The 25,484-nt window shown below is 42.0% G+C and carries 34 protein-coding genes and 2 riboswitches; of the genes, 14 read left to right on the forward strand and 20 right to left on the reverse strand.

Annotated features, from left to right (window positions below; all coding sequences use genetic code 11):
- Positions 1 to 15: 15 nt before the first annotated feature.
- Positions 16 to 137, reverse strand: a riboswitch (SAM riboswitch).
- Between the two features lie 221 nt (positions 138 to 358).
- Genes V6Z54_RS01615 through V6Z54_RS01625 form a run of 3 tightly spaced genes read left to right on the forward strand, consistent with a single transcriptional unit; the run spans position 359 to position 2,111 of the window.
- Positions 359 to 1,099: an esterase family protein gene (locus V6Z54_RS01615; protein ID WP_073979831.1), complete on the forward strand. Its 741-nt coding sequence runs from the start codon at positions 359 to 361 to the stop codon at positions 1,097 to 1,099.
- Between the two features lie 52 nt (positions 1,100 to 1,151).
- Positions 1,152 to 1,667: a YjcG family protein gene (locus V6Z54_RS01620; RefSeq protein ID WP_338527633.1), complete on the forward strand. Its 516-nt coding sequence runs from the start codon at positions 1,152 to 1,154 to the stop codon at positions 1,665 to 1,667.
- Between the two features lie 6 nt (positions 1,668 to 1,673).
- Complete coding sequence (locus tag V6Z54_RS01625) at positions 1,674 to 2,111, forward strand: GNAT family N-acetyltransferase (RefSeq protein ID WP_338527634.1); 438 nt, start codon at positions 1,674 to 1,676, stop codon at positions 2,109 to 2,111.
- 82 nt (positions 2,112 to 2,193) lie between these two features.
- Here V6Z54_RS01625 and V6Z54_RS01630 read toward each other — a convergent pair whose 3' ends face one another.
- Positions 2,194 to 2,451, reverse strand: a complete 258-nt coding sequence (locus tag V6Z54_RS01630) for a hypothetical protein (RefSeq protein ID WP_073979833.1) — start codon at positions 2,449 to 2,451, stop codon at positions 2,194 to 2,196.
- Positions 2,452 to 2,577: 126 nt separating this feature from the next.
- Here V6Z54_RS01630 and V6Z54_RS01635 point away from each other — a divergent pair, with 126 nt between their 5' ends.
- The gene (locus V6Z54_RS01635) at positions 2,578 to 4,890 is read left to right on the forward strand and encodes an ATP-dependent helicase (protein ID WP_338527635.1); all 2,313 of its coding nucleotides are present in this window, start codon (positions 2,578 to 2,580) and stop codon (positions 4,888 to 4,890) included.
- Positions 4,891 to 4,906: 16 nt separating this feature from the next.
- Here the strand turns inward: V6Z54_RS01635 and V6Z54_RS01640 are convergent, their stop codons facing one another.
- The 5 genes from V6Z54_RS01640 to V6Z54_RS01660 all read right to left on the reverse strand — a co-directional run bounded on the left by V6Z54_RS01640 (position 4,907) and on the right by V6Z54_RS01660 (position 6,387).
- Positions 4,907 to 5,164, reverse strand: a complete 258-nt coding sequence (locus tag V6Z54_RS01640; RefSeq protein WP_008348417.1) for a stage VI sporulation protein F — start codon at positions 5,162 to 5,164, stop codon at positions 4,907 to 4,909.
- 138 nt (positions 5,165 to 5,302) lie between these two features.
- Entirely contained in the window at positions 5,303 to 5,440 is a 138-nt protein-coding gene (locus V6Z54_RS01645; RefSeq protein ID WP_024426457.1) for a YjcZ family sporulation protein, read from the reverse strand.
- Between the two features lie 84 nt (positions 5,441 to 5,524).
- Complete coding sequence (locus V6Z54_RS01650; protein ID WP_073979835.1) at positions 5,525 to 5,746, reverse strand: hypothetical protein; 222 nt, start codon at positions 5,744 to 5,746, stop codon at positions 5,525 to 5,527.
- Between the two features lie 90 nt (positions 5,747 to 5,836).
- Complete coding sequence (locus V6Z54_RS01655; protein WP_254967544.1) at positions 5,837 to 5,965, reverse strand: hypothetical protein; 129 nt, start codon at positions 5,963 to 5,965, stop codon at positions 5,837 to 5,839.
- Positions 5,966 to 6,036: 71 nt separating this feature from the next.
- Positions 6,037 to 6,387: a DUF1360 domain-containing protein gene (locus tag V6Z54_RS01660; protein ID WP_039177852.1), complete on the reverse strand. Its 351-nt coding sequence runs from the start codon at positions 6,385 to 6,387 to the stop codon at positions 6,037 to 6,039.
- A 167-nt stretch (positions 6,388 to 6,554) separates the two neighbouring features.
- On the opposite strand from V6Z54_RS01660, the gene V6Z54_RS01665 reads away from it, so the two are divergent.
- The 5 genes from V6Z54_RS01665 (at position 6,555) to V6Z54_RS01685 (ending at position 9,207) form a co-directional block, all read left to right on the forward strand.
- Complete coding sequence (locus V6Z54_RS01665) at positions 6,555 to 6,950, forward strand: spore coat protein (protein WP_224426357.1); 396 nt, start codon at positions 6,555 to 6,557, stop codon at positions 6,948 to 6,950.
- A 44-nt stretch (positions 6,951 to 6,994) separates the two neighbouring features.
- A complete protein-coding gene (locus V6Z54_RS01670) occupies positions 6,995 to 7,330 on the forward strand; it encodes a hypothetical protein (protein ID WP_041089937.1) in 336 nt (111 codons plus the stop codon).
- 88 nt (positions 7,331 to 7,418) lie between these two features.
- Entirely contained in the window at positions 7,419 to 7,922 is a 504-nt protein-coding gene (locus V6Z54_RS01675) for a spore coat protein (RefSeq protein ID WP_073979836.1), read from the forward strand.
- A 146-nt stretch (positions 7,923 to 8,068) separates the two neighbouring features.
- Positions 8,069 to 8,560 (forward strand): CotY/CotZ family spore coat protein, encoded by a 492-nt coding sequence (locus tag V6Z54_RS01680; RefSeq protein ID WP_003211658.1) that lies wholly within the window; start codon positions 8,069 to 8,071, stop codon positions 8,558 to 8,560.
- A gap of 203 nt (positions 8,561 to 8,763) precedes the next feature.
- Positions 8,764 to 9,207 carry a CotY/CotZ family spore coat protein gene (locus tag V6Z54_RS01685; protein WP_039177847.1) on the forward strand — a complete coding sequence of 148 codons (444 nt, stop codon included), beginning with the start codon at positions 8,764 to 8,766 and terminating at the stop codon, positions 9,205 to 9,207.
- 35 nt (positions 9,208 to 9,242) lie between these two features.
- Here the strand turns inward: V6Z54_RS01685 and V6Z54_RS01690 are convergent, their stop codons facing one another.
- The 10 genes from V6Z54_RS01690 to V6Z54_RS01735 form a co-directional block, all read right to left on the reverse strand.
- A complete protein-coding gene (locus V6Z54_RS01690) occupies positions 9,243 to 9,929 on the reverse strand; it encodes a CotO family spore coat protein (RefSeq protein WP_075611253.1) in 687 nt (228 codons plus the stop codon).
- Between the two features lie 114 nt (positions 9,930 to 10,043).
- Positions 10,044 to 10,820 (reverse strand): enoyl-ACP reductase FabI, encoded by a 777-nt coding sequence (fabI, locus tag V6Z54_RS01695; RefSeq protein WP_039177844.1) that lies wholly within the window; start codon positions 10,818 to 10,820, stop codon positions 10,044 to 10,046.
- 149 nt (positions 10,821 to 10,969) lie between these two features.
- Positions 10,970 to 11,776, reverse strand: a complete 807-nt coding sequence (gene thiD / locus V6Z54_RS01700) for a bifunctional hydroxymethylpyrimidine kinase/phosphomethylpyrimidine kinase (protein WP_305961094.1) — start codon at positions 11,774 to 11,776, stop codon at positions 10,970 to 10,972.
- A 16-nt stretch (positions 11,777 to 11,792) separates the two neighbouring features.
- Positions 11,793 to 12,806, reverse strand: coding sequence for a thiazole biosynthesis adenylyltransferase ThiF (locus V6Z54_RS01705; RefSeq protein WP_041089865.1), 1,014 nt, complete (start codon positions 12,804 to 12,806; stop codon positions 11,793 to 11,795).
- The gene (locus V6Z54_RS01710; RefSeq protein WP_034282033.1) at positions 12,803 to 13,570 is read right to left on the reverse strand and encodes a thiazole synthase; all 768 of its coding nucleotides are present in this window, start codon (positions 13,568 to 13,570) and stop codon (positions 12,803 to 12,805) included. Before V6Z54_RS01710 ends, V6Z54_RS01705 begins: the two co-directional genes overlap by 4 nt.
- 4 nt (positions 13,571 to 13,574) lie before the next feature.
- A complete protein-coding gene (gene thiS / locus V6Z54_RS01715) occupies positions 13,575 to 13,778 on the reverse strand; it encodes a sulfur carrier protein ThiS (protein ID WP_041089862.1) in 204 nt (67 codons plus the stop codon).
- On the reverse strand, positions 13,775 to 14,887 hold the full coding sequence (gene thiO, locus V6Z54_RS01720; RefSeq protein WP_338527636.1) for a glycine oxidase ThiO: 1,113 nt from the start codon (positions 14,885 to 14,887) through the stop codon (positions 13,775 to 13,777). The genes thiS and thiO overlap by 4 nt, the downstream gene beginning before the upstream one ends.
- Positions 14,871 to 15,488 carry a thiazole tautomerase TenI gene (gene tenI, locus V6Z54_RS01725; RefSeq protein WP_039183061.1) on the reverse strand — a complete coding sequence of 206 codons (618 nt, stop codon included), beginning with the start codon at positions 15,486 to 15,488 and terminating at the stop codon, positions 14,871 to 14,873. Before tenI ends, thiO begins: the two co-directional genes overlap by 17 nt.
- Positions 15,463 to 16,173 carry a thiaminase II gene (gene tenA, locus V6Z54_RS01730; RefSeq protein ID WP_039177838.1) on the reverse strand — a complete coding sequence of 237 codons (711 nt, stop codon included), beginning with the start codon at positions 16,171 to 16,173 and terminating at the stop codon, positions 15,463 to 15,465. The genes tenI and tenA overlap by 26 nt, the downstream gene beginning before the upstream one ends.
- A gap of 78 nt (positions 16,174 to 16,251) precedes the next feature.
- Positions 16,252 to 16,361: riboswitch (TPP riboswitch) on the reverse strand.
- Positions 16,362 to 16,420: 59 nt separating this feature from the next.
- The gene (locus V6Z54_RS01735) at positions 16,421 to 18,262 is read right to left on the reverse strand and encodes a monovalent cation:proton antiporter family protein (protein ID WP_041089858.1); all 1,842 of its coding nucleotides are present in this window, start codon (positions 18,260 to 18,262) and stop codon (positions 16,421 to 16,423) included.
- Positions 18,263 to 18,424: 162 nt separating this feature from the next.
- Here V6Z54_RS01735 and prpE point away from each other — a divergent pair, with 162 nt between their 5' ends.
- Positions 18,425 to 19,168 carry a bis(5'-nucleosyl)-tetraphosphatase PrpE gene (gene prpE, locus V6Z54_RS01740; RefSeq protein ID WP_073979839.1) on the forward strand — a complete coding sequence of 248 codons (744 nt, stop codon included), beginning with the start codon at positions 18,425 to 18,427 and terminating at the stop codon, positions 19,166 to 19,168.
- A 39-nt stretch (positions 19,169 to 19,207) separates the two neighbouring features.
- On the opposite strand, the gene V6Z54_RS01745 is transcribed toward prpE, so the two are convergent.
- The 4 genes from V6Z54_RS01745 to V6Z54_RS01760 all read right to left on the reverse strand — a co-directional run bounded on the left by V6Z54_RS01745 (position 19,208) and on the right by V6Z54_RS01760 (position 22,011).
- Complete coding sequence (locus tag V6Z54_RS01745) at positions 19,208 to 20,101, reverse strand: RluA family pseudouridine synthase (protein WP_338527957.1); 894 nt, start codon at positions 20,099 to 20,101, stop codon at positions 19,208 to 19,210.
- Positions 20,102 to 20,118: 17 nt separating this feature from the next.
- Positions 20,119 to 20,919 carry an NAD kinase gene (locus tag V6Z54_RS01750; RefSeq protein ID WP_041089854.1) on the reverse strand — a complete coding sequence of 267 codons (801 nt, stop codon included), beginning with the start codon at positions 20,917 to 20,919 and terminating at the stop codon, positions 20,119 to 20,121.
- A 63-nt stretch (positions 20,920 to 20,982) separates the two neighbouring features.
- Positions 20,983 to 21,612: a GTP pyrophosphokinase family protein gene (locus V6Z54_RS01755; RefSeq protein WP_039177834.1), complete on the reverse strand. Its 630-nt coding sequence runs from the start codon at positions 21,610 to 21,612 to the stop codon at positions 20,983 to 20,985.
- A gap of 33 nt (positions 21,613 to 21,645) precedes the next feature.
- Complete coding sequence (locus V6Z54_RS01760; RefSeq protein WP_024425029.1) at positions 21,646 to 22,011, reverse strand: hypothetical protein; 366 nt, start codon at positions 22,009 to 22,011, stop codon at positions 21,646 to 21,648.
- Positions 22,012 to 22,245: 234 nt separating this feature from the next.
- Here V6Z54_RS01760 and V6Z54_RS01765 point away from each other — a divergent pair, with 234 nt between their 5' ends.
- The 4 genes from V6Z54_RS01765 to V6Z54_RS01780 all read left to right on the forward strand — a co-directional run bounded on the left by V6Z54_RS01765 (position 22,246) and on the right by V6Z54_RS01780 (position 25,195).
- Entirely contained in the window at positions 22,246 to 22,824 is a 579-nt protein-coding gene (locus tag V6Z54_RS01765) for a CYTH domain-containing protein (protein ID WP_041089852.1), read from the forward strand.
- A 21-nt stretch (positions 22,825 to 22,845) separates the two neighbouring features.
- Positions 22,846 to 23,613: a lytic transglycosylase domain-containing protein gene (locus V6Z54_RS01770; protein WP_218677331.1), complete on the forward strand. Its 768-nt coding sequence runs from the start codon at positions 22,846 to 22,848 to the stop codon at positions 23,611 to 23,613.
- Positions 23,614 to 23,888: 275 nt separating this feature from the next.
- Entirely contained in the window at positions 23,889 to 24,287 is a 399-nt protein-coding gene (locus tag V6Z54_RS01775) for a thiol management oxidoreductase (RefSeq protein ID WP_269103941.1), read from the forward strand.
- Positions 24,284 to 25,195 (forward strand): ClpXP adapter SpxH family protein, encoded by a 912-nt coding sequence (locus V6Z54_RS01780; RefSeq protein ID WP_269103942.1) that lies wholly within the window; start codon positions 24,284 to 24,286, stop codon positions 25,193 to 25,195. Before V6Z54_RS01775 ends, V6Z54_RS01780 begins: the two co-directional genes overlap by 4 nt.
- Positions 25,196 to 25,484 lie beyond the last annotated feature (289 nt).

Raw genomic sequence — 25,484 nt, forward strand, 5'->3', positions numbered from 1 at the left:
GGGTTTAATCGCTTCCTCTTATCTTCCAAGCAAAAAAGCTGCTTGCTGGATTTAGCACCTTGGTACATCACATGAAGTGATGCATACCGGTTGCTGAGGTTTCAAAGGGCCAGTCCCTCCACCTCTCACGATAAGAATGTGTTGTCAGTCTGTTCTAATTCTTAATACTGTAACCCATTAAATCTCATTTTTCAAGGGGAAATGTCATGATTAATTAAAATTTTCTGTATTTTATAACAGAATCAATGTTATACGGTTTGATTGCATGTTAGCATATAGGAACAACGCTGTTTTTCGTGTTACAATGAATGGAAACGTTTCACTTTATGATGAATTTGGTTAGCTGGAGGAATGGATTATGGTGAAGAAAACAGGAATCATTCAAGAAGAAACCTTACAGTCAAAAGAACTTGGGGCGGACATGACCATTTTGATCTATTTGCCAGTCAATTACTCCCCCCTTTATACATATCATGTCATCATTGCCCAGGATGGTCATGATTATTTCCGCCTAGGCAAAATAGGCAGACAGGCAGAAGAATTGATGCAGAACAAAGAAATGGAACGCTCGATTATCATTGGCGTCCCTTATGAAAATGTCACGGAAAGACGGAACACGTATCATCCAGACGGCACAAAGTTTGAAGCGTATAAACGCTTTTTAGCCAATGAACTGGTTCCTTATATTGATAAACACTATCCAACCTATCAAATTGGTTCAGGACGTACGTTTATTGGTGATTCACTGGGTGCGACGATTTCCCTCATGACAGCCATTGATTATCCTTCTTTATTTGGCGGGCTGATTTTGCAGTCCCCTTACGTTGACGAGTCGGTTCTAGAAGCCGTCAAACAGTCGACAGCTCTTTCTCATTATGCCATTATCCATCAAATTGGGCTGGAGGAGACCGCTGTAAAAACAACAGATGGCCAGGTGCTTGATTTTGTTCAGCCGAACGAAGATTTAAAGGCCCTTCTTGAACAATCTGGAGCAGATTATTTATTTGAGACATTCGAAGGGGATCATAAATGGACGTTTTGGCAGCCGCTCATTGTGCCTTCGTTAAAAAGAATGCTCCCATATTCGTTAATCAACTGAATTTTGTTATAATAAACAATAATAAATACTTTCTTATTCAGGAGGGAACATGATGAAATACGGAGTTGTTATATTTCCATCGAAAAAATTGCAAGATATTGCGAACTCTTACCGGAAGCGTTATGATCCGAACTATGCACTCATACCGCCTCATTTAACATTAAGAACACCTTTTGAATTAACGGATCTAGAAGCGGCTGAGGTCGTCTCAACGTTAAGAGATTATGCAAAAAATGCTTCTCCTATTACGTTACGTATTAAAAAATTCAGTTCATTCGCTCCTGTAAACAACGTCATTTATATGAAAGTAGAACCGAACGAGGACATCATGGCGCTCAATGAAAGATTGTACACAGAGCCACTTGCTGGTACACCTGAATATGCCTTTGTTCCGCATGTGACAGTGGCTCAAAAACTATCAGATGATGAGCATTCAGACGTACTTGGCACATTAAAGCTGAGAAAGATTGACCATGAAGAAACAGTGGATCGCTTCCACCTTTTATATCAATTAGAAAACGGATCTTGGACCGTCTATGAAACATTTATTTTAGGAGAAGAGGGTTAAAGACATTTGAAAACAGTCATCGCAACAGAACAAACACAACGAGAAGATGCATATTACGTTCGAAAAGAAGTATTCGTCAAAGAACAAGAAGTTCCAGTAGAGATCGAAATAGATGAACTAGAGGACAAAGCCACCCATTTTGTCATTTACAATGATGACAAAAAGCCTCAGGCGGCCGCTAGACTGCGGATCATTGATGAGGGATCAAAGGCAAAGCTTGAACGAATTTGCGTGTTAAAAGAGGCGCGCTCCTTCGGCCTTGGCCACAAGCTATTAGAAGCGCTAGAATCAGAAGCAATTGCAAATGGGGCAAAAGAAGCGGTGATGCATGCGCAAGTCCATGCTCTTCCGTTCTACGAAAAGAAAGGCTACAAAGCGGTTTCTGAACCTTTTGAAGAAGCGGGAATCACACATGTCAAAATGACAAAAACACTGTCTGTTTGACCAAAAGAAAAGCCAGAGCATTCAAGATGCCCTGGCTTTTTCTTTTTCATTATCGTTCGACAATGGAAGAAAGCGCAATCATTTATATATACGTATTGATATGAACGCCCTTGCCTTCCTCCATAAACATATCTCGTACAAAGCGTTCCCGCTTTTTTTGCTGTACTTTCGTTTCCGCTTCTGTCATTAAGTCCTCTTTTTTCTCCAGCTCTCTGTAAATCTTGTCATGAAAGGTGCGAGTAACCTTGGTTACTTTCGCATAGTCTTCTTTATCCTGAGGAGCTGGACGATTGATATATTGAAAATACAGATCCGGCTGAATCGGGGCTATATATCCCATCAAGAACGCCTCCTTTGCTTCTCTTCTATTCTACTATTCCCTAATTATGACTGTTTGAAACACGCCTTATTTGATATGATTAGATGTGTTTCATTTTAAGATTGATTGACTATTGGAGGACTAGCTTTGAAATGCGCACGACGACATGATCGAACGATCTCATTACATACGTATTCGAGAGAACATTATCAATTCCTCCATGACGAGGGAAAAAAAGGACAATTATTCTGCCCATATTGCGGACAACCGGTCTTTTTTAGATTAAATATACATGATGAACCTGCCTTTATTCATAAACATATGTCTCAGCAAGCGATTTGTGAACAAGCTGAAGAGCAAGCAGATCATAATCAAGCGGCTGAACAGGAGGAAAAGGCTTCCTATAAAGAACTTGGCGGCTTCCGTTTTCCAACCGGCAAACAGATCATCTCGCAAACTAACGAATCATATGACTGGCAGGAACCAAAGTCGATTCAATTTAGCGACGCCTTACATTTAGAAGAGAATGAACAAGTTCATACGATCGACCTCTTCCCGCATATCACCTTTAGCACACCGCAGCTCCAAGCTGTCACACATTTAGATGGTCCGATGCTTGTGCTGGCTGGTGCCGGTAGCGGAAAAACAAGAGTCCTGACGGCTAGAGCGGCTTATCTCATGTCCCATCATCATATTCCTGCTCACCATATTTTACTCGTAACTTTTACTACAAAAGCGAGCAATGAGATGAAAGATAGACTACGCAAGCAATACCAGCTTCATCCTTCACAAGCCAGCCAAGTGGTGACTGGTACCTTCCACAGTCTTTTTTATAAAATGCTGCTTCACGATGACACAAATAAATGGAACGGCCAGCATCTGATCAAGTTTGACTGGCAAAAGGAACAATACATTCGAAAAGCTATAATGAATGAAGGGCTTGATGAGAAAGACTACCCTACTGATCAAGTGCTGCAATCCATCGGCTATTGGAAAAATGCCTTTTTACCAGGTGAACTTCCTGATTTGAAGGATGAAAAGGAAAAACACATGTGGACGATCTATCAATCATATGAACAGCAAAAACGAGACAATCAGCAATTTGACTTTGATGATATGGCGATTGCCTGCTTACATATGTTTACAGAACAACCTGAACTGCTAAAACGGTATCAAGAACGATTCCAGTATATTTTAGTGGATGAATTTCAGGATATTAATCCAGTGCAATATCGCTTGATTCAGCTTTTAGCCGGAGAATCAGAGCAGTTATTTTGTGTAGGGGATGATGATCAAGCCATTTACGCATTTAGGGGTAGCAATCCTGCTTTCATCCTTGAATTCAAACAGGATTATCCTTCGGCTCAGATCGTCCATTTACATGCGAATTACCGCTCTCATCATACAATTGTCGCAAGTGCAGATGCGATTATTAAGAAAAATCAGCATCGCTATGAGAAGACGTTAAAAGCCGTTCGGGCAGAGAAAATTCCGCCGACGCTCTTTTATCCATATGATGAAGAAGAGGAAGCGACGATGATTGTCGCAGATATTCAGGAGAAAATTAAAAATGGTGCAAATCCGAATGACTTCTGCGTGCTGTTTCGAACGAATACAGGCGGCCGTGCGATTTATGAACGGCTGCATCAGTCGGCCATTCCGTATGAAACGGATGCTGGCGTCAAAGCCTTCTACAGCAGACGAATTGTTCGGGTACTCCTCGCCTTTCTTTCCTTAAGTCAGGATGCAGATGATGTGGCCGCCATGAAACAGCTGCTGCCGGTTTTCTTTTTAAAGCAGCAAACGCTGAATACACTAAAGGCACTGACCATCACAGAGGATTGTTCAATGGTAGATGCGCTCGGAAAGCTGACAGATATACAGCCGTTTCAACGGAAAAAGCTGCAATCAATCGTTCCTTTGTTCCGAACGTTACGAACATTAAAGCCATCGGACGCGGTGACATTTATCGAACAAAAAATGGGACTCGGTGATTACTTAAAAAAACGGGTGAACGATACGAATGTACTTGAAAAAGGGACAGATGATGTACGTGATGTGAAAACAGCTGCCAAACGCTTTGAAACGATTGAAGCCTTTCTCGCACATGCCGAACATATGAAGTCTGCTGAAAAGGAAAAAACAGATGAACCTGGTGTTCAGCTCATGACGATCCACCGCGCAAAGGGACTTGAATTCCAGACAGTATACATCACTTGTGTAGTCGACGGAGCACTGCCTCATGATTTCTCACTGGATGAACTCAGAAACGGTGATGAAGAAGCGCTGGAAGAAGAGCGCCGTTTATTATACGTGGCCATGACAAGAGCTGAACAATCTCTTTATCTGTCTGTTCCTTCATTTAGACGAGGAAAAACGGCTCATCGTTCTCGATTTTTGTATCCTCTTCTAAAGAAAAACCGTGAATTATTTGCGCAAAAACAACAGGCCCCCCTTTAAACGGAGAGCCTGTTGTTTATTTTTTGTTATTCATCATTTTAGCAATTGTATTGAAATCAAGCTTTTCTTTTCCACTTGTAATCGATTGAACGATTTTGTCTTCCATTTCTTTAGGTACACGTTTGTTCGCAAGCTGCGCTACTTTTTTAATGACACCTCGAACAGTATTCTCATCTTTAAAGTTGGCATTTTGCAAAGAACCTGCAAGTTTAAACACATCATTCATATTCACACCGGTTTTGTTTTCTACGCTTTTAAAGAATTTATTATCCATTCATTTGCCTCCTCTTTGTGGAGTAATCACCTTACTATATGAAAATAGGCGGGATATGTGCCTATCCTAAAACCTTGTTTGACCAAAGAGAAAGGAAAGCAAAAGGCTTCCCCCTTGCTTCCCTCACCTTCTTACTGTTTAGTAGTTAAAGAAAGAAGCACCAACGATAATTAGAAGGATGAAAAGCACGACAACAAGAACAAATGTTGATCCATATCCGCCGCCGTAGCCACCACCGTAGCCGCCGCAAGAACCGCCACCGTAACCGTAACTCATATTTAAGCACCTCCTCTTCTCCCTTACAAAGTATGAAAAATGCAAGAAATGGTTTGGACGATCACATAAAAAAGTGCGGAATTTTTATTTCTGCTGTTTAAAGACGTAATCTGCCTCTGTATGACGCATCATGAATGTTTCTGTTTCTTTTGCAAAAGCCTCCATCTTCACGCCAAATGCTTTTAAGTGCTCCTCAAGATCATGCGCTTTATCCGTTAGATCCATTTCAGCCTTTTCGTGCGCTTGTTCTTTCCCATCATGGGGTTTAGTAAACAAGGAACCGATTAATTGTTCGAATGCATCCATTCTGGTCACCCCTTCTCTCTTACATATGCACCACTCAAAAAAAGGGCAACAAAAAAACCGGATAAATCCGGCTTTTGTTTTTCTCTTCTATTATTGAGGTTTCTTTTTGTTACCACAGCCGCAGCCAGTTTTCTTGATTTTTTTCGTATATACAGATTGTTGATTTGACTGCGCTGGATAACCTTGAAGCATATGTGACGGCGTTTCAGTTGGTTTCATCGCAACCCTTCCTTTCCTGTTCCATGATAGTATATGCATTTATTGAAAGCGTGTCTGATCAGAATGCCTGTTTATTTCACAAGCTTCGAGACGACCGCTTCAATGATGCCTGCTGCGGCGGCAATCGCTAATAGTAAATTAAGCCACATGCTGATGACAGGAAAAAGTATGTATATCAGAAGTAAGGCAGCAGTGCACCACATGCCAGTACACCAATAACAGCTTAACAGTTCTCCAACCCAAGACCGCAGTCCTTCACCTTTAATGATGATATATGTTTCGACCTCACCTTGTTCATTTACCTCTTCCTGTTCTTCATGAAATAGACGTCGGAAAGGGGCAGTAATGGTATCAAACACAATCAGTCTCGTCAGTCTAAAGGATGCGAGGGCAAACACGACAAATGACAAAGCACCGCTCAGAAGCCTCCACCTCCTTCTTTCTTCTTTTTCCGTCCTTTCTTTATATATGCAAGAAAAAAGACCGTCATGATGAATCGAGCGGAAATAAAATTGGGTTGTACTTTTTCACACTTTCCGATTCCAACTTGAGTCCTTGCTGCATTAAATAATGTATAGATAAGAAAGGAGTGAAAGTATTGTCTATTGAAGAAAGTGCTGAAATATTATATACACAACTGTTAAACGAATTAATCAGCAATTATGATGATTTCATTGAGATCAAAGATTCCGAAAATGTCACAATTCATAAAACAGATGTAACAGCTGCACTCTCCCTTCAAGCGACCGTAACGACAATCATTACTCTTTTAATCCAAATTCTTGTACCAGACGATGAATTGGCTGCTGACATCACAGATCAGCTTTTAGCTGTGCAACAAGTGGAAGTCCAAAAGAAAACTGTGATTCAAATCATCAACTGTTATAACATTACGATTACATTATCAGATGCATCCATTATGAACTCCGTCCAAATCCTCACTCAAACATTGAATGTACTCTTGGTTGAAGCCGGCATTCTTTGACCCTTTCTTTTTCTAACATGACGTATGAAAGAGGTGAAATCATCGTGGCTGAAGAGAACGAAAAAAAGGAGTTTCAAATCAATACGGATATTGATCCATTAACAAGTCTTCTTGTCAGTGATGTGTTAAACAAAAACAATATCACTGATGATCAGAAAGCAAAAATTTCAGATGATCAAAGAAAAATGATTTTGAAATTAGTCGAAGACTTACAAAAGAAAGCAAATGATTTCGTAGAACAGCAGCAGGAGAAAAAAAGGCAGGCTGAGGCAGCAAAACAGCAAGAAGAAGTAGTGCCTGAACCAAAAGTACGTCCAAATCGAAATTCACTTCGAAATCGTATTCAGCAGCGTCGTAATGCGCAGCGTAATAACGATTAAATAAAAATGGGTTGCCTGCTAGGGTAAATGCCCGAGACAAAACAACGCATTCCAGCATTTAATAAAGTAAACGGAAGGAGGAATAGAAATGGATTCTAAACCATATTCTTGGGTCGCTCTAGATCGTAACTGTACACACCACGGACACCACGGACACCACAGATACCACGACGATTGCAACTATGAAAGAAAAGCACTTTGTGACGATTATTATGATGACGAAGATGTCTTACAAGATTTGGATCAAGTAAGCTTCACAAAGCAGACATCTGAAGAGGTCATTATCGTTAGGGACTCTTGTGACATTAACGTATCTTCTGTCGATGCACAGGTTGCAGCATCTATCCAAGTAGCGATTCAAACAGCGATCATCACGATTACAAACATCTCAATCGCAGACGGTGATTTGGCAGACCGCGTCACGCAGGATCTCTTACAAGCTGCTACTCACAAACAAACAAACCGCCAAAAACTTGTCATCGAAAATTCAAGAAACGTTACAGTATCTACAATCGATGCGGACATCTCTATCGCAATCCAAACACTTACACAAACTCTTGTTGCGACAATCGTTGCAATCGGTATCCTCTAATGTCCAAAAGCAGAGCGAAAAGCTCTGCTTTTCCTTTTATAAAAATACAGCAAATATAAATGGTCATTTACCCACACCAACTAGAGGGCGCATACATATGTTGTTAAGGACTAAAGTCAAATACCTTGTTAAAGGAGCTGAAATCCATGAGCTGCGGAAAACACCATGGCCGACATGATGAAAACTGTGTATGCGATGCGGTTGATAAGATTTTAGCAGAGCAGGAAGCTGTAGAAGATAAATGTCCTACGAGCTGCTACAGTAATTTATTAAGCCCAACAGTTTCTGGAAAAGATACGATTCCGTTTTTACTTTTTGATAAAAAGGGCGGGTTGTTCTCTACTTTCGGAAACATTGGAGGATTCGTTGACGATTGCCAATGCTTCGAATCTATTTTCTTCCGGGTTGAAAAATTACACGACTGCTGTGCTACGTTATCTGTATTAAGACCTGTTGATGTACACGGACATACGCTAAGCGTGTGTCACCCTTGTGACCCTGACTTCTTTGGTCTAGAAAAAACGGACTTTTGTATTGAGGTTGATTTAAACTGCTTCTGCGCAATCCAATGCTTAAACCCAGAGCTTGTCGACAGAGTCATGCCATCGAAAGATAAAAAGCATCATCACCACGGCTAAATCAACAGGCCGATCATCTAACTTGTCATGAGTCAAAGCATCCCCTTCCTTACGAATGACAGCCAATTATGCGGAGCAGTCGGCAGAAGTAGCGGCCGCTTCCGCATTGGTTAAAAGTAGATGCGCGAACCGGCAAAAATAGCTTGTAGATGATAACAGTGCTCAAACACTCAAACAAATTTCCTAGTATAGGAGGGTTGAATATGAGCCGCAAACATTCATGGAACTGTGTAGCAGAGGCTGTTGAAAACATTCACGACTTACAAAATGCCGTCGAAGAAGATTGCCCGACCAGCTGTTACAGCAATCTCCTTTCTCCATCACATTCTTTAGGTGACACTGTCCCATTTGTTCTCTTTACATCCAAATCAAAACCATTCGTCGCATTCGGAAACGTCGGAGAAGTAGATCCAGGCCCTTGCTTCAGCACTGCATTTTTCAGAGTCGAACACATCTCTGATCACTGCGCAACTCTCAGCTTGCTTATCGCATTTGACAAAGACCGTCATATTTTAGATTTTACAGATAAAGATTCCTTATGTGATGTGTTCCGATTAGAAAAATCAAAATATTGCATTGAAGTAGACCTTGACTGCTTCTGCGCAATCGAATGCCTAAACCCAAGACTCATCAACCGTAACTGCTAACAAAAAAAGTCCCTATATGGGACTTTTTTTCTTTGTTAAAAACCAAGCGGGTGGATGGAAGAAATCTCAGCAATCGCTAATTCGACTGGATTCCCCCCGCCTGCTGTACGAATGATCACATTATCATCTTTTCTATCCATAATGATTCCTCTATATGTTTTACCATCAGCTTCAATCAGACAAAGAGCTCTTGGCATATTATGAGGCAGCCTTGTGAGAAAATCGACTTTTTCATCAATACTCATCTGACTTAAAGGCTTTTTCACTCGTTTTCTTCTTGGTTCTTCTTTTGTTTCATGAAAGACACCTTCTGGCTGGTTCCCCTCTTCTTGCTGAGGCTCTTGCTTTTGTATGAGCTCTGGTTCCTGTATGTTCTCTTGTTCCTGTGTAAGCTCGGTTTCTTGTGTATTCTGTTGTTCCTCTGCAAGCTCAGCCTCTTGTGCGATCTCTCGTTCTTCTGTAAACTCGGCTTCTTGTTTTATATCTCGATCTTGCTGAAGTGCAGGCGGATCGGCTTCTTTTTTCTGCTCTATTTCTTGAACCGCAGGCTCCTGCTGCGTGCTTTCTTCGATCTCGCCTTTTGCATTGTGATCACTTTCTGACTGTTTTTCTGATTTTTTTCGCTTTCTCACAATATTTTGCATGGCCGGCTTTGATTCATGATAGCTCGGCTGAACAATATACATCAGCGGCTTTTGATTCTCATCACCTTTATTTGACATACTAATCCCTCCCGAATGATTCATTCCTTATATATATGAACGGAGGGCTCAAATCAGAAGAAAAATAAAAAAACAGCATACCCTTCATCGGTATGCTGCAAGTCATGTATTCGTTTAGCGGGCAATGATATGGAAGCCAGAATCAACATGCAGATTCTCACCTGTCATGCCGCGAGATAGATCACTGAATAAGAATAGAGCTGTATCGCCAACTTCTTCAGGAGTTGTTGTACGGCGAAGCGGTGCACGCTCTTCAATATCCTTCAGAATGGTATTAAAGCCGCTGATGCCTTTTGCAGATAACGTACGAATTGGACCAGCAGAAATACTGTTCACGCGGATGCCTTCTGCGCCTAAATCAGCTGCTAAATATTTCACACTTGCTTCAAGTGATGCTTTCGCTACACCCATTACGTTGTAGTTAGATACAACACGCTCTCCGCCTAGGTATGTAAGCGTCACAATGCTTCCACCCTCTGTCATTAATGGACGTGCTGCTTTTGCTACAGCAGTTAATGAGTATGCACTAATGTTGTGCGCCAAAAGGAAACCTTCACGATTCGTGTTCAAGTATTCGCCAACAAGCTCTTCCTTATTTGCAAATGCAATGGCATGCGCAACGCCATGAATGACTTGTACTTTTTCTTTAATTTCAGCAAAACATTTTTCGATTTCTTCATCACTTGTCACATCACATGGAAGAATAATTGAATCGTCACGCTCAAGTGTGCTTGCAAGCTCTTTTACCGATTCAGCAAGACGATCTCCAACATAAGTAAAAATCAAACGAGCTCCAGCTTCATGAAGTGAGCGGGCAATTCCCCAAGCGATGCTTCGTTTATTGGCAACACCCATCACCACGATATTACGGCCTTCTAAAGAAAAGTTCATATGTAATAAAGCCTCCTATTTTTTCAAGACATAGTATTAGTACCTGATCATAATATTATCACAGATCATAAGAGAATGACAATTTCCTCTGAAAGAAAGTTTCATTTTCGCAAAAAAACCGCCCTCACAAGGAAGACGGTTCGATTCCCTTAACGTTTGATTCTGTTTTGCTGATAAGCAAAATGGTTCGTAGGCCCGTGTCCAGATCCAATTCGTAAAGGGAATTTGATCGCTTCATGGACAAAGGTTTCTGCTGTTTCAAAGGCTTCCTTTATCGAATAACCTTTCGCAACTTCAGCTGTTAATGCTGCTGCAAACGTGCAGCCTGTGCCATGTGTATGTGGTGTATCAATATGTTCATTTGTGATTTCAATAAAGCCTTTTCCATCATACAGCAGGTCTGTAATCATCCCCTCAGATGGACCATGGCCGCCTTTGATCACGACATGTTTCGTACCGAGCTCATAAAGGCGCTCTGCTGCCAGATAGCGATCCTCTTTCGTCTGAATACGTAAACCTGACAGTACTTCTGCCTCAGGAAGATTCGGCGTTACAGCATAGCTCACAGGCAGCAAGTGTGTTTTCATCGCAGCGACCGCATCTTCATTTAATAAAGAGGCTCCTCCTTTTGCGATCATGACTGGATCTACAATCAGCTTCATATTATATTGAACCGTTTTTTCCGCTACGATCTTGATCATGTCTGCACTCCACAGCATCCCTGTTTTGACGGCATCTGGCAGTAAATCTTCTGCCACTATATCTATTTGACGCTCTAACGCCTCAATTGAAAGCGGGTATATCCCGTGAACACCTAGTGTGTTTTGCGCAGTAATCGCTGTGATTGCAGACATTCCATACACACCGAGCTCCTGAAAAGTTTTCAAATCTGCCTGAATGCCTGCTCCGCCGCCAGAATCAGAACCCGCGATTGTGAATGCTTTTTTGATCGTCATTTCTTCACACCTCTCATTAGCCAATCCATTGATGATAAATCGTTCTTGCTTTGGCAATATCATTGGTTCCATGAACAAGCGCTCTGCCATCTTTAAATAAGACAAGCTTAAATTCATCCTTTTGACATGAAAGCAAATATGGATTTTCAAGCACATCCATCCCTGCTTTCTTTAACCGAAGAGCTACTTCATGTAAAGGCGGCGGGGTTTCTGCTGCACTGCGAATTTGTACCGTATTGCGGCCGCATAGTACATCTGCCTTCGCTCTCTTGTCATATGAAAGAAATGGATACGTCTTCAGTCCACAGCTTGGACATTGCTTCTTCTTTAAAGATGCAGTCGACCGAATGTCAGACCGTTCATTTTTCCATAAATCGAAGGATTTTAATATTGGCGTCACTTGATGTCCTGTTAAATATTTAAGTGCATCTGCCACTTGATATGCGGCCACCTGCTGCACAACTGGACTAATGATACCTGCTGTATCACAAGTCATACCTTGTGCAGGTAAATGTTCAAGCAGACAGTGTAAACACGGCGTCTCACCAGGAATCACAGTAAATTGAATACCATAACTGGCTACACAGGCCCCATAAAGGAACGGAATTTGGTGTTTGACAGCGGCATCATTTGCAATCATTCTTACCTCAAAATTATCCGCTGCATCGACAATGATCGAAGCTCCGCTGACCAGTTCGTCAATATTGTGAGCAGTCACATCGATCACGATGCCTTTGACGTGCACGTCACTGTTTACTTGCTTGAGTCTTTTTTCAGCCGCCACAGCCTTTGGCAGCCGATCCTTCACGTCTTGCTCCGTGTAAAGCTGCTGGCGCTGAAGATTGCTCCATTCAATATAATCTCGGTCCAAAATAGTGACAGATCCAACGCCGGCACGAACGAGCATTTCTGCACTAGCCGTTCCAAGTGCCCCCGCTCCAATAATGACCGCCTTTGAGTCATTTAGCCGCTTTTGTCCCTCTATTCCAATAGGCTGAAAAAGCTCTTGGCGTGAATAACGAGTGCTCAAAATGAAGGCATTCCTTCCTGTGGACTACTCGCTGTCCCATAGTTTTTCAGCGGAATACGTCCTGCCTCATAGCCTAGTCTTCCTGATTCAATCGCCAGTTTCATTGCTTTTGCCATTTTCACAGGATCCTTTGCACCAGAGACAGCGGTATTTAGTAATACTGCGTCAGCTCCAAGCTCCATCGCATAAGCTGCATCCTTCGGAGAACCTACGCCAGCATCAATAATGACCGGCACCTTCGCCTGCTCGATAATAAATGAGAGATTCAAAGGGTTTAGTAAGCCTTGGCCTGAACCAATTGGAGAAGCACCAGGCATGATGGCATGGACACCGAGTTCTTCTAATTTTCTTGCCAGCACCACATCATCTGATGTATATGGCAGTACGATAAATCCTTCTTCGAGCAGCATTTCAGATGCTTTTAATGTTTCAACTGGATCTGGCAAAAGAGACCTTGAACAGCCAATGACTTCTACCTTGATCATGTCACACAGCCCAGAAGCCTTTGCTAAACGGGCAATACGCACTGCTTCTTCTGCTGTACTTGCACCAGCTGTATTCGGAAGCAGCGTATATCTTGATAAATCAAGCTGCTCCAAAAAATTAGGCTGAGATGCTTCGAATATGTTCATTCTTCTGACAGCAAAGGTTAAAATTTCGGCTTCCGATACGTTCACCGCTTCTTTTTGAACCTCAAATGATGGGTACTTCCCTGTTCCGAGTAATAGTCTTGATGTGAATGTTTTTCCGCCAATGTGCAGCATTGGATCATCCTCCTCCTACAAAATGAACGATTTCAATCGTGTCATTTGGTTGAATTACTTCTTGTTGAAACGCTTCTTTATCAATGATTTCTTGGTTCTTTTCAACGATCACCACACGGTTTTCAAGCTGATAGGCTGATAGAAGATCATAGATCGTTCCATTCTCTTGATCGAAGTCAACGATTCTGCCATTCAATTGAATCTTCATACGAATAGTGCCTCCTTTCGTCCAATACGAAATGCGTGAAGCCATTCCTCTTTGACCGGTTTGTCTAATATGAGGTCACGAATGATTTCTCCAGTAATCGGCGCAAGTAAAATGCCATTCCTGTAATGCCCTGTAGCAAAAAGAATACGCTTGTCTTCTGGATGTCTTCCGATATAGGGATGCCGGTCGTTTGTCGCCGGACGAAGGCCTGCCCAGCACTCTTCAATCGGCATCTCTTTAATAGAAGGCATAAGCTGAGACGCCTTTTGAATCACAGTTTCCACTCCGCCAAGCGTTGGAACAGCCTGCCACTCGTTTGGCTTCATCGTTGCACCGATAACAAGCTTTCCACTATCTCGCTGAACGATATAACAATGATCATGATAAATGGTGTGTGCGAGCGCCGGACCATTATTCCATACAGACACACATTCCCCTTTTACTGGATAAAGAGAATGCGATAATCCGAGCTCTTCAAAAAAACGGCCAGACCATACACCACTTGCGACTGTCAGGTCATCACATGTGAATGTGCCCTTCGTTGTTCTGACAGTTAACACTTCTTTGTCCCGCTTCACTTCGATCACAGGTGTACACTCTTTCACATCTGCTCCGTAGCGGACCGCTGCCTGCCACAAAGCCCTGCATACAGCGTAAGGCTCCACATGCACATCCTCTTCAATCAAACCCGCTCCCAGCATGTGATCTGTTACTTGAGGCATGCATTTTTTTACGCTGCTTGCGTCAAGCCACTTAAATGTAGACAAATGCTGCATCCGGCAAAGGGCCTGCTTCTCTTCTTCAGTAAAGGCGACCTTCATGATGCCGCCTGCTGAAGTCCGAATATCAATGCCTGATTCATGCAAAAGATCGACCTTTAATTTTTCGTATAATGCCTGGCTTGCTCTGCCTGCCTGAAAGAAAATATCCTCATGCCCCTCTCCTTCAGCATGTGCACCGAGCATCCCGGCAGCCGCACTTGTCGTTTGCTTCCCTATCTCATTCGCTTCAAATAAGACCACCTGTTTTCCTGCTTTTGCAAGGTGATAGGCGATTGACATCCCTATGATTCCACCACCAATGATTGCAACGTCATAATGCTTTTTCATAAGGATTCTCCTTTACCTTTTCAGAAAATGCTTGTGCCATCATACGCGGCTGATGATGAGTAAATATCCCAGACATGACAGCGATTCCTTTCACATGAGCATGTTTCAATTCTGGAACTCGTTCTGGGGTCATCCCGCCGATGGCCACCACTGGAATTGTTAGAGCAGAAGTCAGTTCTTTCACAAGCTGTACACCTCTTGCTTGAAGTCCTGGTTTACAAGAGGTGTCATATACGTGCCCAAACATGACATACTCTGCTCCATTTTTCTCTGCTGCTTTCGCTTCTTCTATCGAATGGACGGACACCCCTGCATGAAGGTGAGGGAATTTTCTTCGCAGCTCTTTTGGCGAAAAGCTATGGCCCGGAAGATGCACCCTGTGAATATTGGTTAGCAGCGCCACGTCTACTCGGTCATTGATCACGAGCTTTTCTTTCGGCACACCTTCTAAAAGGAGATTCTTCACGAGATCAACAAGCTCACCTGCTGTTTTAGACCGTTCCCGAATATGAATAAAATCCACTTCAGACGCAATGGCTTTTATTTGTTTGATCAGTTCACCCGCAGGAAGCGAATCATTTGTCACTGCGTGGAGTTCCATTTGCACCAACCCCATCTAAGCATGCTGTTTGCCACAATTCTTTTTGATACGCCATCTCCCAAAAGTGATATTCGTAATAGCTTGAAATCACAAAATTTTCTTTCATATTGGCGCGTACATGTTCTGGTGCTTTTTCTGCTAGTTCATCAAAGCGGTTCACCTGTTCGAAAACGAGTTCCTTAAACCAATCGCCTCCATATGTCAAAATCCATTCTTGGTAAATTGGATGGTCAGGTGTTGTTTGTTTCAGCTTTTCACCTACCTCATAATAGAGCCAGTAACAAGGTAATAACGCGGCTAAAATCTCTTCAAACCGTCCGCTTTTTACAGACCGGTACATATGAGAGGTATACGCATAAGCAGTGGGGGAAGGCTTAAAGTTCTCAATGGCTTCATCAGAAATTTGCAGAAGCTCTGTAAATTTCCTATGCAGCGACAGCTCTGCTTCATACGTGCCCTGTGCATGATACGCCATTCTGCCCGTCGTATGTAAGTCCTCACTAATCGCCGCTCCATATGCCTGCACCTTTGCAAAATGAGTTAAATAATACGAATCCTGCATCACGTAATAGGTGAAACGATCGAGTGAAAGTGTGCCATCCCCAATCCCTTTGACAAAAGGATGCGTAAAGCTTCCATTCCACCATGTTGCTGCAGCCTCTTTACATTCTGTTGAAAACGTCATGTTCCTCTCCTCCTGTTTTTCCATATAAAAAAGCCACTTTCCGCGTGGAAAGTGGCTTGGAATTTGTAAAAAGCATAGTCAAAAACCGCACCACTTCCCTACGCAGGTATGAACCTGTTCAGGTAATGAGGGTCTAAAAGTCGACACTTTTATCTCAGCCCTTTTAAAGGACTCCCCTAGTGGATCAAATATATGATGTTGTACCTCTATCTTAATCAGGAATTGTTCATTGGTCAAGGGTTCATTGTCATTCTAATTGGGCTCTTAGTCCTGCCACATACTCCCGGGAGCCCGATACAAGCACACGGTCGCCGCTTCTAAGTGTCGTATCTCCATGCGGTACTAAGCTGTCTACCCCTCTGAAAATCCGAACAAATACCAAATCACCGGTAAAAGGAAATTCTCTCAGCATGACATTATGATAACGATGATTGTTCATTTGAATTTGATACAAAGAAGAATCCTCATTTGTTAGCAATCGAATCGCATCAGGTGCTTCAATCAAAGCTCTTAGCACCGTTTTAGATGAAAGGAAAGTAGAAAACGTATCAATACCTGCTTCCTTCAAAGTCAGCTCTGCCTCAGCTTTATTGACACTTGCAATGACTTGTTTTGCTCCTTCTTCTTTTGCAAATAAAGCAATTTCCTTATTTTTCGTCTCACTGCCTGTTGCGACGACAAGGACATCCTCTTGGCCGACGCCTGCCTTTCTTAGCGTCTCATCGTCGTATTGTTCTATTGATTCGACTTCAAAGATAGAGTCTGCCAGCAGTGCTTCCTTATTTTCTTGAAACACATGCAAAATCCGAATGTCATATTCATCCTGATGCAAATCAAGTGTGACAGGTAAAGTCAGCTGATTTGCGCCAATAAAGGTCACACGCTTCTTATGGCTCGCCGCTTGTTCTTTTTTAAAGAGCGCTTTAAACCAAACAGGTGTTAAAATACTCGTTAGCACAGCAACTAAAATCAGCGCTCCAGACATTTTATGATCAATGACACCGAGCCGCTCACCAATCGTTGCAGCTGCAATGACAAGTGATAGCGTTGAAGTTAATAAAAAGCCGGAGCCAATGACCTTTTTCATGTCATACCATTTTTTCAAATAAAGAATCGGGATGAGTTTACTCATAAGCAATGCAATAAACAGCAGCGGAATCATGATCATAATCGTTGGGTCCTTAAACAGTGCCCATATATTCAGATCCACTCCGACCATTACAAAAAAGATCGGGATTAAAAATCCGTAGCCAAATGAGTCCAGCTGCTGAACGAGCTCTTTATTTGGCGAAAGAAGGGACACAAGCACGCCAGCTAAAAACGCCCCTAGAATATTTTCAGCCCCGAGTGATTCAGATAAGGCAACTAAGACTATAATGAGAGTAAAGATTGCCCTTGTCCCAATTTGCACGGTTCCTTTTGACATCGACTGAAAAATTGACTTTGTCTTAAATACGCGGCCAAATAAATAAAGAAGAATGCCTGCGGCAAATAATAAGAGCAGAAGCCACATGTTCCCTGTTCCATCTCCATAAATGGAGGAAAACACTGCAAGTAAAATCATCGTGACCAAATCAGCAATGACAGCTACAAGCAGAATGATTTGACCGATATTCGTCTGCATCAACTTTTCCTCTTTTAAGGTTGGAACCACTACGCCTAATGAGATGGTAGAGATAATGAGCGTCATTAAAAAGGCATTTTGGATAAACCCTGCGAGTACAAACGCATAGGACAGAATAAAAGAAATACAAAATACCCCAAGAAAAATAATGGTGGCTGCTTTAAATGTATTTGGTTCTTTTAAACCATTTGGAAGTTCTCGTGCTTTCTTCTTTGACTCAAAAGAAGAAAAATCTATTTCAAGTCCACTTAAAAACATCAGAAAAATAAAACCGAGCATGGATAATGTATCTAACCACGCATCATGTTCGACAACCAATTGAAAACCGCTTTTTCCAATGATGAGCCCCATGATGATTTCAGCTACAACGACAGGAATGGTCAGCTTAAATCGGTGCAATAAAATAGGGGTGAAAAAGGCGACAATAATCACGACAACGAGTGATGAAACAGATGTATGCTCCATTGGCTAAAGCCTCCTAACATTCATGTTTAATTTTATAAGTCTTACGTTAAAGCATTGATTCTAACAATTGCCTAAATGAAATGAAAGCCATTCGTTATATTTTCTAAAATTCAAACTTCTTTATATCCGACGAATGGATGAAAAAAATCAGGAGGAAACCTTATGAAATTTGATATCATTGGCGATATCCACGGCTGCTACGAAGAGCTGCTTACCCTCATACACAAACTAGGATACGAACTCAAACAGGGATTACCCGTCCATCCTGATAAGAGAACGCTGGCCCTTGTCGGTGATTTAACAGATCGAGGGCCTCAGTCAGTAGACGTCATGCGATTTGTCATTCATGCCTATTCACACGGCGCAATCCGCTATGTGCCTGGCAACCATTGCTTTAAGCTTTATCGCTATTTAAAAGGAAATCCCGTCAAATTGCTTCATGGCATCGAAACGACAGTGAACGAAATGAAAAAACTGCCCATTCATGAACAAAACAAATTGTCACATGAATTTAGGCAGTTATTCGAGAAGGCTCCGCTTTATGATGTCCTCATTCCTGATGAGCTGATCATTGCACATGCAGCGATGAAGGAAAAGGATATTGGGAAAAAGCCGAATAAACAGATGCGGTCCTATCTATTATTTGGTGCCGTCACAGGAGAAACATGGCCAGATGGACGGCCTGTTCGCAAGGACTGGGCAAAGGAGTATCACGGAAAACCGTGGATTGTGTACGGTCATACACCTGTGAAAGAGCCTCGATTCGTTGGCAGAACGGTCAATATTGATACAGGCTGCGTATTTGGCAACAAGCTGTCTGCCCTCACATACCCTGAGCTTAAAACGGTATCCGTTCCTTCATCCATGCCTTATGATGAGTCAAGATTTCAGCATTTCACATCATAAAAAACCGGCCCTGCGCTGCAGGTGACCGGGTTTCTCTTGTTAAAAAAGCAATGATTTCATATCATCAGGAAGCGGAGCTGAAAATGTCATTTGCTCACCTGTCATCGGATGAGGAAACACAAGGGTCTCACTATGCAGTGCCTGCCGGTCTATACGCTCGGCCCTTCCGCCATACAGCGTATCTCCGATGAGCGGATGCCCAAGAAATTGCATATGCACACGAATTTGATGTGTTCTCCCGGTTTCAAGCGAGAGAGACACATCTGACATATTCAACTCAGCGATTACCGCTCGCACGGTATAATGCGTCACTGCCTCCTGCCCAGTATCATCAACCATACGCTCGATGATACTATCCCCTTTTCGGGCAATTTTTGCAGCGATGGTTCCATGTTTTTCTGTGATCATGCCATGTGTAAACGCTCTGTATGTGCGCTTAACCGCTCCACTCTTTTGCGCCTTTGATAAAAGGCTATGGGCATAGCGATGCTTTGCCACAAGCATGACACCAGATGTATCACGATCAAGGCGGTTCACCAAATGAACCGTATGCCGAACAGACTGCTTAGCATAATGGTGCAGTAATCCATTCGCAATACTGTGCTCGGGGTGCTCCCGAGAGGGGATCGATGGAATATACGGCCTTTTATTCAGCACAAGGACATGCTCGTCCTCAAATATAATATCTAGCGGAATCGGTGCAGGCTTCAGCCCTTCACTCACTTTTTCCTCGGGAAATAAAATGGTGAGCCTGTCCCCTTCATGCAGCTCATATCTCACGGTAACATGCTCTCCATTAATGAGGAGGTCACCGCCATCAAACTTAATATCCGTCAGCATTCTTTTCGAAATGCCAAGATCAATTAAATATTCCTTTAAAAGCAGCCCTTCTTCTTTGGCTGTCATGGTTTTGTTTAACGTAAAGTATTCCAGCGGGAACAACCTCTTTCTTATTCTCCTTTTCCGATAAAGGAATCTTGCACCCTTTTCCAAAACGGAAACGGTCTAAATCTAGCAAAACGGACATTCTCATCTGCCACCCGGCATTGAATGGATTTGACGTCTTTATGGAGCAGCGTCAAATGATCAATGGTCACCTGAAAATCGACATCATTTCTCGGCTTAATCACACAAGTATGGTGGTCAGGCAAAATAAGCGGTGAACCGACCGTCCGAAACACTCTGTTGTTGATTGAAGCCATTTCTGCCAGCTGAATGGCTCTAATGGAAGGATGAATAATGGCGCCTCCAAGTGCCTTATTATAGGCCGTACTGCCTGATGGAGTAGACAAACAAAGGCCGTCACCTCTGAATGTTTCAAACAGCTGGCCTCTGATTTCAACATCGGCCACAAGTGTCCCTTCCATGCTTTTAATCGTACATTCATTCATTGCTAAATATTTCTCTTCTCTGCCGCCGTCGTTGTATCTGACAATGACTTCTAAGATCGGATATTCCACAATATGATAAGGCGTTTTTGCAATAGCTAAGACGAGTTTTTCAATTTCACTCGGCACCCAGTCAGCATAGAAGCCAAGATGACCTGTATGAACACCGACAAAGGCTGTTTCATTCAGACGGCTGCTGTAGCGGTGAAAGGCATAAAGAAGGGTGCCGTCTCCACCAACCGTAATGACAAGATCCGGTTCCTCTTCATTTAGTTCCATGCCAAAATCCAATAAGTAGGTCTGAATTTTACTTTTGAGCGTGTCAGATACAGAATTCCCTTTTGAAGAAACTGCAAATTTCATGAATTCTTCTCCTTTTTCACCTTGCTGCTATGAGAGGGCAGCATCATATTTGATCAAACTGGCTCAGCTGTCGTTTTTCTTTTTCCGGGAAAATGCCACTTGTGCTTCTTGAATTTCCCCTCTAATTTCGGACATTTCTTCATCGAGACGAGATGCTGCCTCAGATGCTCTTTGAAGGCGCAGCTTGACCTTCTCCGGGATATTCCCACTATATTTATAATTCAGAGAATGCTCAATGGTCGCCCAAAAGTTCATCGCAAGCGTACGAATTTGGATTTCGACAAGGAGCTGCTTCTCTCCGTTGATCGTTTGCAGCGGATATAACACAACAAGGTGGTAAGAGCGGTATCCGCTTTCTTTATGTTCTGCAATATAGTCGCGTTTATCTACAACCACAAAATCTTTACGTGACTGGAGCATTTTTTTCACGACTTGTATATCTTCTACAAACTGGCACATAATGCGAAGCCCAGCAATATCCTGCATCGTTTCAATCTCATGCATCGGGATGTTTTTACGCTTTGCCTTTTCTAATATGCTGGCAACGGGTTTCACTCGGCCTGTGACAAATTCTACTGGTGAATGGTCATCCTCGAATTCATACAGCTTTCGAATGCCTTTTAGTTTCACTTTTAATTCTTCGACTGCTTGTTTATACGGTGCGAGGAATTGATCCCATTGTTTTTTGTCCATGAAACTTCCCCCAATTCCATATACCTAATTATTTCAGAGGAATGTGCTTTTCACTTTCTCTTCCATATCTCCGTAATTGGCATTGTCTTTAATATTGTCGATTAAATAATGTAATTCCTGTTGAAGCTGAATGAGTTCCAGCGAATATTCATCCGATGCCAAATAGACAGGGATGTCACGATTCATTGCTTCTTTTAACGGAGCCCATGTATGTTCCCCTAAAATAAGATACGAAAAGGACTCCTCGGTTTCAAGTATGTAAACGAACGCAAAGTGATCAGAATCAACAAGCATTTGTCCTGATGCTTTTGCTTTTTGGATTTGCTCTTCTGACTGGATTGTCAAAATCAGCCTGTCTTCTTTTAAAGTTGCTTCTGTGATTTCAATTCTGTTTTGCATCATGATCTCCTTTACAACAAAGTACAGCTTTATTTTATCATATCAAGTTCAATATTGATAAACCGAACTTTTGGAGAAAACCTGTTTTTCTCTTTTAAACGATCCTTTCTCACGATTCTTCATTCTTTTTGATCCACACCTAAAGAAAATAAAGAGAAAAAACAGTCTTTTACATGGTGAACACACTTCATGTACAATAATCATATTTCCTCTAAATGAAAGGTTGATGTCAAAATGGCACAGGAAATTGAAATAGAACTAAAACAATTATTAATGAAAGAAGAATTTGAACAGCTGAAACAGCATTTTCAATTGAAGGATGCGGATTTCCACAAGCAAACCAACTATTATTTTGATACACCTCAATTTGATATAAAATCTCAATTGGCTGCATTAAGAATGAGAGAAAAAAGCGGTCAATGGGTGCTCACATTAAAGGAGCCGCACGAAATAGGCTTGCTTGAAACCCACCAAACGATTGCTCCCCCATCACAACTTAACGATTTTGAGCTGCCAGAAGGTGAAGTTGCGGACAGATTAGACCACCTGAACATTCAAAAGGATCAAATTGTGTACTTTGGTTCACTTGAAACGTCAAGAGCAGAAAAAATGATCCAAGAAGGCTTAATTGTTTTGGATCACAGCCGATATTTAACAGTAGAGGACTATGAACTTGAATTTGAAGTGAGCGACCTGGAAATCGGACAAGCCGCTTTCTCCGCATTGCTCCGCAAATTTCATATCCCAGTACGAAACACGAAAAACAAAGTCGTTCGTTTTTATGAAGAAAAAATGAAATCACAGAATAGATGAATTCCTTGAAGGAGGAACATGATGAACGTTAATCAACTTCAATCCTTTATGCAGCTTCAAGCGCTTAAAACGTTACAAACAGATCCAGCACAAACGCAAATGTCTGCGGGTCAAGAATCGAATGCCCAAGCTTCATTTCAGTCGCTGCTGCAAGATTTTTTAGGCGGATCAGAATTATCACGTCTCCCGCTATCCATTTCTGCTTTTATGGGCACGGACCCATCAACGGCTCCGAACACGCAATATGCGCGTACAAACCCATATTTATCTGCGATTGCCGGCAGTGATCAGCTTCCAGCTCAATCTTTGTATGGAAATGACAATCAATTAAATACAGCGAACGGCATTGGAAATGTCTTAAACAACAGCTACACACCGCCGCTTCAAAAGGCTGTCTCCAGCGGCTCATCATCAAATGAGATTAATCAAATCGTGTCACAAATGGCTCAAAAGCATGGCGTTCCTGAAAAGCTGATTCACGCGGTCATCAAGCAGGAATCCGGCTATCGCACAAATGCTGTCAGCCATGCAGGTGCGCTTGGTCTCATGCAGCTCATGCCATCTACGGCTAAGTCACTTGGTGTAAATAATGCCTTTGATGCGGCCCAAAACATTGAAGGCGGAACGAAGTATATAAAACAAATGCTCCAAAAATATAACGGAAATATCTCACTCGCCTTAGCTGCCTATAATGCAGGTTCAGGAAATGTAGATAAATACGGGGGCATTCCTCCATTTAAAGAAACACAAAATTATGTAAAGAAAATCACAGCTCAATATTTCGCTTAAACCGAAGAGAATAACCTCTTCGGTTTTTTGTATGTCGCTTTTCCCCCTTTTTTGACTGAATGTGTTATGATATGGTCAATTGATCACGGAACCCAACCCACTCTTTATTTCGAGCAGACCAAAGCTGTTTGTTTGTGGAATTGAGATGAGGTTGTTAAAATAAGTACAAGAATAGAAACAATAAAATAGAACAAACTGAATATCACTTTTGAAATAAATGAAATGCGCAATAGGGTGAGTCATCCTATTAACTACGAGTAAAAGGAGTAGTCAACATGGTACAATCGTTTAACGCACCTTACGAAGCGGTTGGAGAGGAACTTCTATCGCAACTTGTTGATACTTTTTATGAAAATGTAAAGTGTCATCCTTTGCTTCATCCTATTTTCCCGGATGACTTAAAAGAAACAGCAAGAAAACAAAAACAGTTTTTAACGCAATATTTAGGCGGACCACCGCTCTATACAGAGGAGCATGGCCACCCAATGCTGCGGGCGAGACATCTCCCTTTTCCGATTACTGAGGAGCGGGCGGACGCATGGCTTGAATGCATGGAGGATGCAATGGATCAAGTAGGACTAACCGGCGATATTCGTGACTTTTTATTTGAACGGCTTTCTCTGACGGCTCGTCATATGGTCAACCAAACAACTGAGAAGGATGGACGATCTTGAGCTGCAATTCGCACGATCAATATTTCTCACACTGTCACGGACATCCTCAAAAGCCGATTGAAATCTATGTATTCATTGATCCTCTAAGCCCAGACTGCTGGTTATTAGAGCCATCCATTAAAAAATTGAAAATGAAATATGGCCGTTTTTTCACTTTACGAACGGTAACAAGTTCTAGTATTAATGCATTGAATCGGAAAAGAAAGAAACATTTACTAACTGAAGCATGGGGGAAATTCGCCACTAAAACGCAGACCAAAAAAGAACAAATGCTGTCTGAACAAATTGTGACATCACCCTACCTCGCCTCACTCGCACTAAAAGCAGCGGAGCTTCAAGGAAGAAAATGCGGAATGAAATTTTTGCGTCTCATTCAAGAATCGCTTTTTTGCCATCAGCAAGATGTTACAAGTGAGCAGGTGCTGATAGAAAATGCAAAAGGTGCTGGTCTGGACATCGAGGAATTCCAGCGCGACATTCATTCTCAAAGTGCTGTTAAAGCACTACAATGTGATATGAAAATTGCAGCTGAAATGGACGTATCTGAGCTTCCGACCTTCGCCTTTTTTAATACCGTAAATGGAGATGAAGGATTAAAAATTTCAGGTGCCTACTCTTATGATATATACGAGGAAATCCTTTTTGAAATGATTGGTGAAAAACCAACACCTTCAGAACGGCCTCCAATTGAATGGTTTATTGCTTACTTTCAATTTGCTTCCGCAAAAGAGATAGCCGTTGTCTATGACCTGACGCTTGAAGAAGTTGAACGAGAAATGAAGAAGCTGGCTTTTGCTCAAAAGGTAGAACGTGTACAAGTGCAGCAAGAAATGTTTTGGCGCTATAAAGAGAATGACCACCATACAGATCTTGATGTCTATCGCTGTGAAAATGAACATGGGTGCTGACCCATGTTTTTCTTCACCCTAAAAAGGAACGTTTGTTCTATTTATAAACACGAAGAAACCGCGCCGGGATAAGCGCGGTTTCACTATGTCTTAACGACAACAAAGGGGATGGGAGAAATTTTTCACGGTCAAACAAAGGGGTAATGTTTGTATGTGATTAATTTCACATCTGTAGTATATCAAATTTTGTCGACTTATGACAACAGATATACTATATGTTCATATTTTTGTCACAAAACATAAGAGGGTTGTCACTTTCATATAGTAAAAGTAACAAAAAAATGGGGGG

The organism is Bacillus sp. MAG717A (assembly GCF_036884855.1).
GTDB lineage: Bacteria > Bacillota > Bacilli > Bacillales > Bacillaceae > Bacillus > Bacillus safensis.

Bases quoted from the DNA above. Each gene is read 5' to 3' on its own strand.
- V6Z54_RS01765 (WP_041089852.1), top strand. From the start codon at position 22,246: ATGGCACAGGAAATTGAAATAGAACTAAAACAATTATTAATGAAAGAA.
- V6Z54_RS01655 (WP_254967544.1), bottom strand. From the start codon at position 5,965: ATGAAACCAACTGAAACGCCGTCACATATGCTTCAAGGTTATCCAGCG.
- V6Z54_RS01640 (WP_008348417.1), bottom strand. From the start codon at position 5,164: ATGGATAATAAATTCTTTAAAAGCGTAGAAAACAAAACCGGTGTGAAT.
- tenA (WP_039177838.1), bottom strand. From the start codon at position 16,173: ATGACGTTTTCAACAGAATGTAAAGAGGCTGCAGCAACATGGTGGAAT.
- V6Z54_RS01760 (WP_024425029.1), bottom strand. From the start codon at position 22,011: ATGCAAAACAGAATTGAAATCACAGAAGCAACTTTAAAAGAAGACAGG.
- prpE (WP_073979839.1), top strand. From the start codon at position 18,425: ATGAAATTTGATATCATTGGCGATATCCACGGCTGCTACGAAGAGCTG.
- V6Z54_RS01775 (WP_269103941.1), top strand. From the start codon at position 23,889: ATGGTACAATCGTTTAACGCACCTTACGAAGCGGTTGGAGAGGAACTT.
- V6Z54_RS01620 (WP_338527633.1), top strand. From the start codon at position 1,152: ATGAAATACGGAGTTGTTATATTTCCATCGAAAAAATTGCAAGATATT.
- V6Z54_RS01750 (WP_041089854.1), bottom strand. From the start codon at position 20,919: ATGAAATTTGCAGTTTCTTCAAAAGGGAATTCTGTATCTGACACGCTC.
- V6Z54_RS01710 (WP_034282033.1), bottom strand. From the start codon at position 13,570: ATGCTGCACATTGGCGGAAAAACATTCACATCAAGACTATTACTCGGA.
- V6Z54_RS01690 (WP_075611253.1), bottom strand. From the start codon at position 9,929: ATGTCAAATAAAGGTGATGAGAATCAAAAGCCGCTGATGTATATTGTT.
- V6Z54_RS01675 (WP_073979836.1), top strand. From the start codon at position 7,419: ATGGATTCTAAACCATATTCTTGGGTCGCTCTAGATCGTAACTGTACA.
- V6Z54_RS01650 (WP_073979835.1), bottom strand. From the start codon at position 5,746: ATGGATGCATTCGAACAATTAATCGGTTCCTTGTTTACTAAACCCCAT.
- V6Z54_RS01615 (WP_073979831.1), top strand. From the start codon at position 359: ATGGTGAAGAAAACAGGAATCATTCAAGAAGAAACCTTACAGTCAAAA.
- thiS (WP_041089862.1), bottom strand. From the start codon at position 13,778: ATGAAGATTCAATTGAATGGCAGAATCGTTGACTTCGATCAAGAGAAT.
- V6Z54_RS01680 (WP_003211658.1), top strand. From the start codon at position 8,069: ATGAGCTGCGGAAAACACCATGGCCGACATGATGAAAACTGTGTATGC.
- V6Z54_RS01630 (WP_073979833.1), bottom strand. From the start codon at position 2,451: ATGGGATATATAGCCCCGATTCAGCCGGATCTGTATTTTCAATATATC.
- fabI (WP_039177844.1), bottom strand. From the start codon at position 10,820: ATGAACTTTTCTTTAGAAGGCCGTAATATCGTGGTGATGGGTGTTGCC.
- thiO (WP_338527636.1), bottom strand. From the start codon at position 14,887: ATGAAAAAGCATTATGACGTTGCAATCATTGGTGGTGGAATCATAGGG.
- V6Z54_RS01770 (WP_218677331.1), top strand. From the start codon at position 22,846: ATGAACGTTAATCAACTTCAATCCTTTATGCAGCTTCAAGCGCTTAAA.
- V6Z54_RS01755 (WP_039177834.1), bottom strand. From the start codon at position 21,612: ATGGACAAAAAACAATGGGATCAATTCCTCGCACCGTATAAACAAGCA.
- thiD (WP_305961094.1), bottom strand. From the start codon at position 11,776: ATGACGATCAAAAAAGCATTCACAATCGCGGGTTCTGATTCTGGCGGC.
- V6Z54_RS01685 (WP_039177847.1), top strand. From the start codon at position 8,764: ATGAGCCGCAAACATTCATGGAACTGTGTAGCAGAGGCTGTTGAAAAC.
- V6Z54_RS01735 (WP_041089858.1), bottom strand. From the start codon at position 18,262: ATGGAGCATACATCTGTTTCATCACTCGTTGTCGTGATTATTGTCGCC.
- V6Z54_RS01645 (WP_024426457.1), bottom strand. From the start codon at position 5,440: ATGAGTTACGGTTACGGTGGCGGTTCTTGCGGCGGCTACGGTGGTGGC.
- tenI (WP_039183061.1), bottom strand. From the start codon at position 15,488: ATGGAACTCCACGCAGTGACAAATGATTCGCTTCCTGCGGGTGAACTG.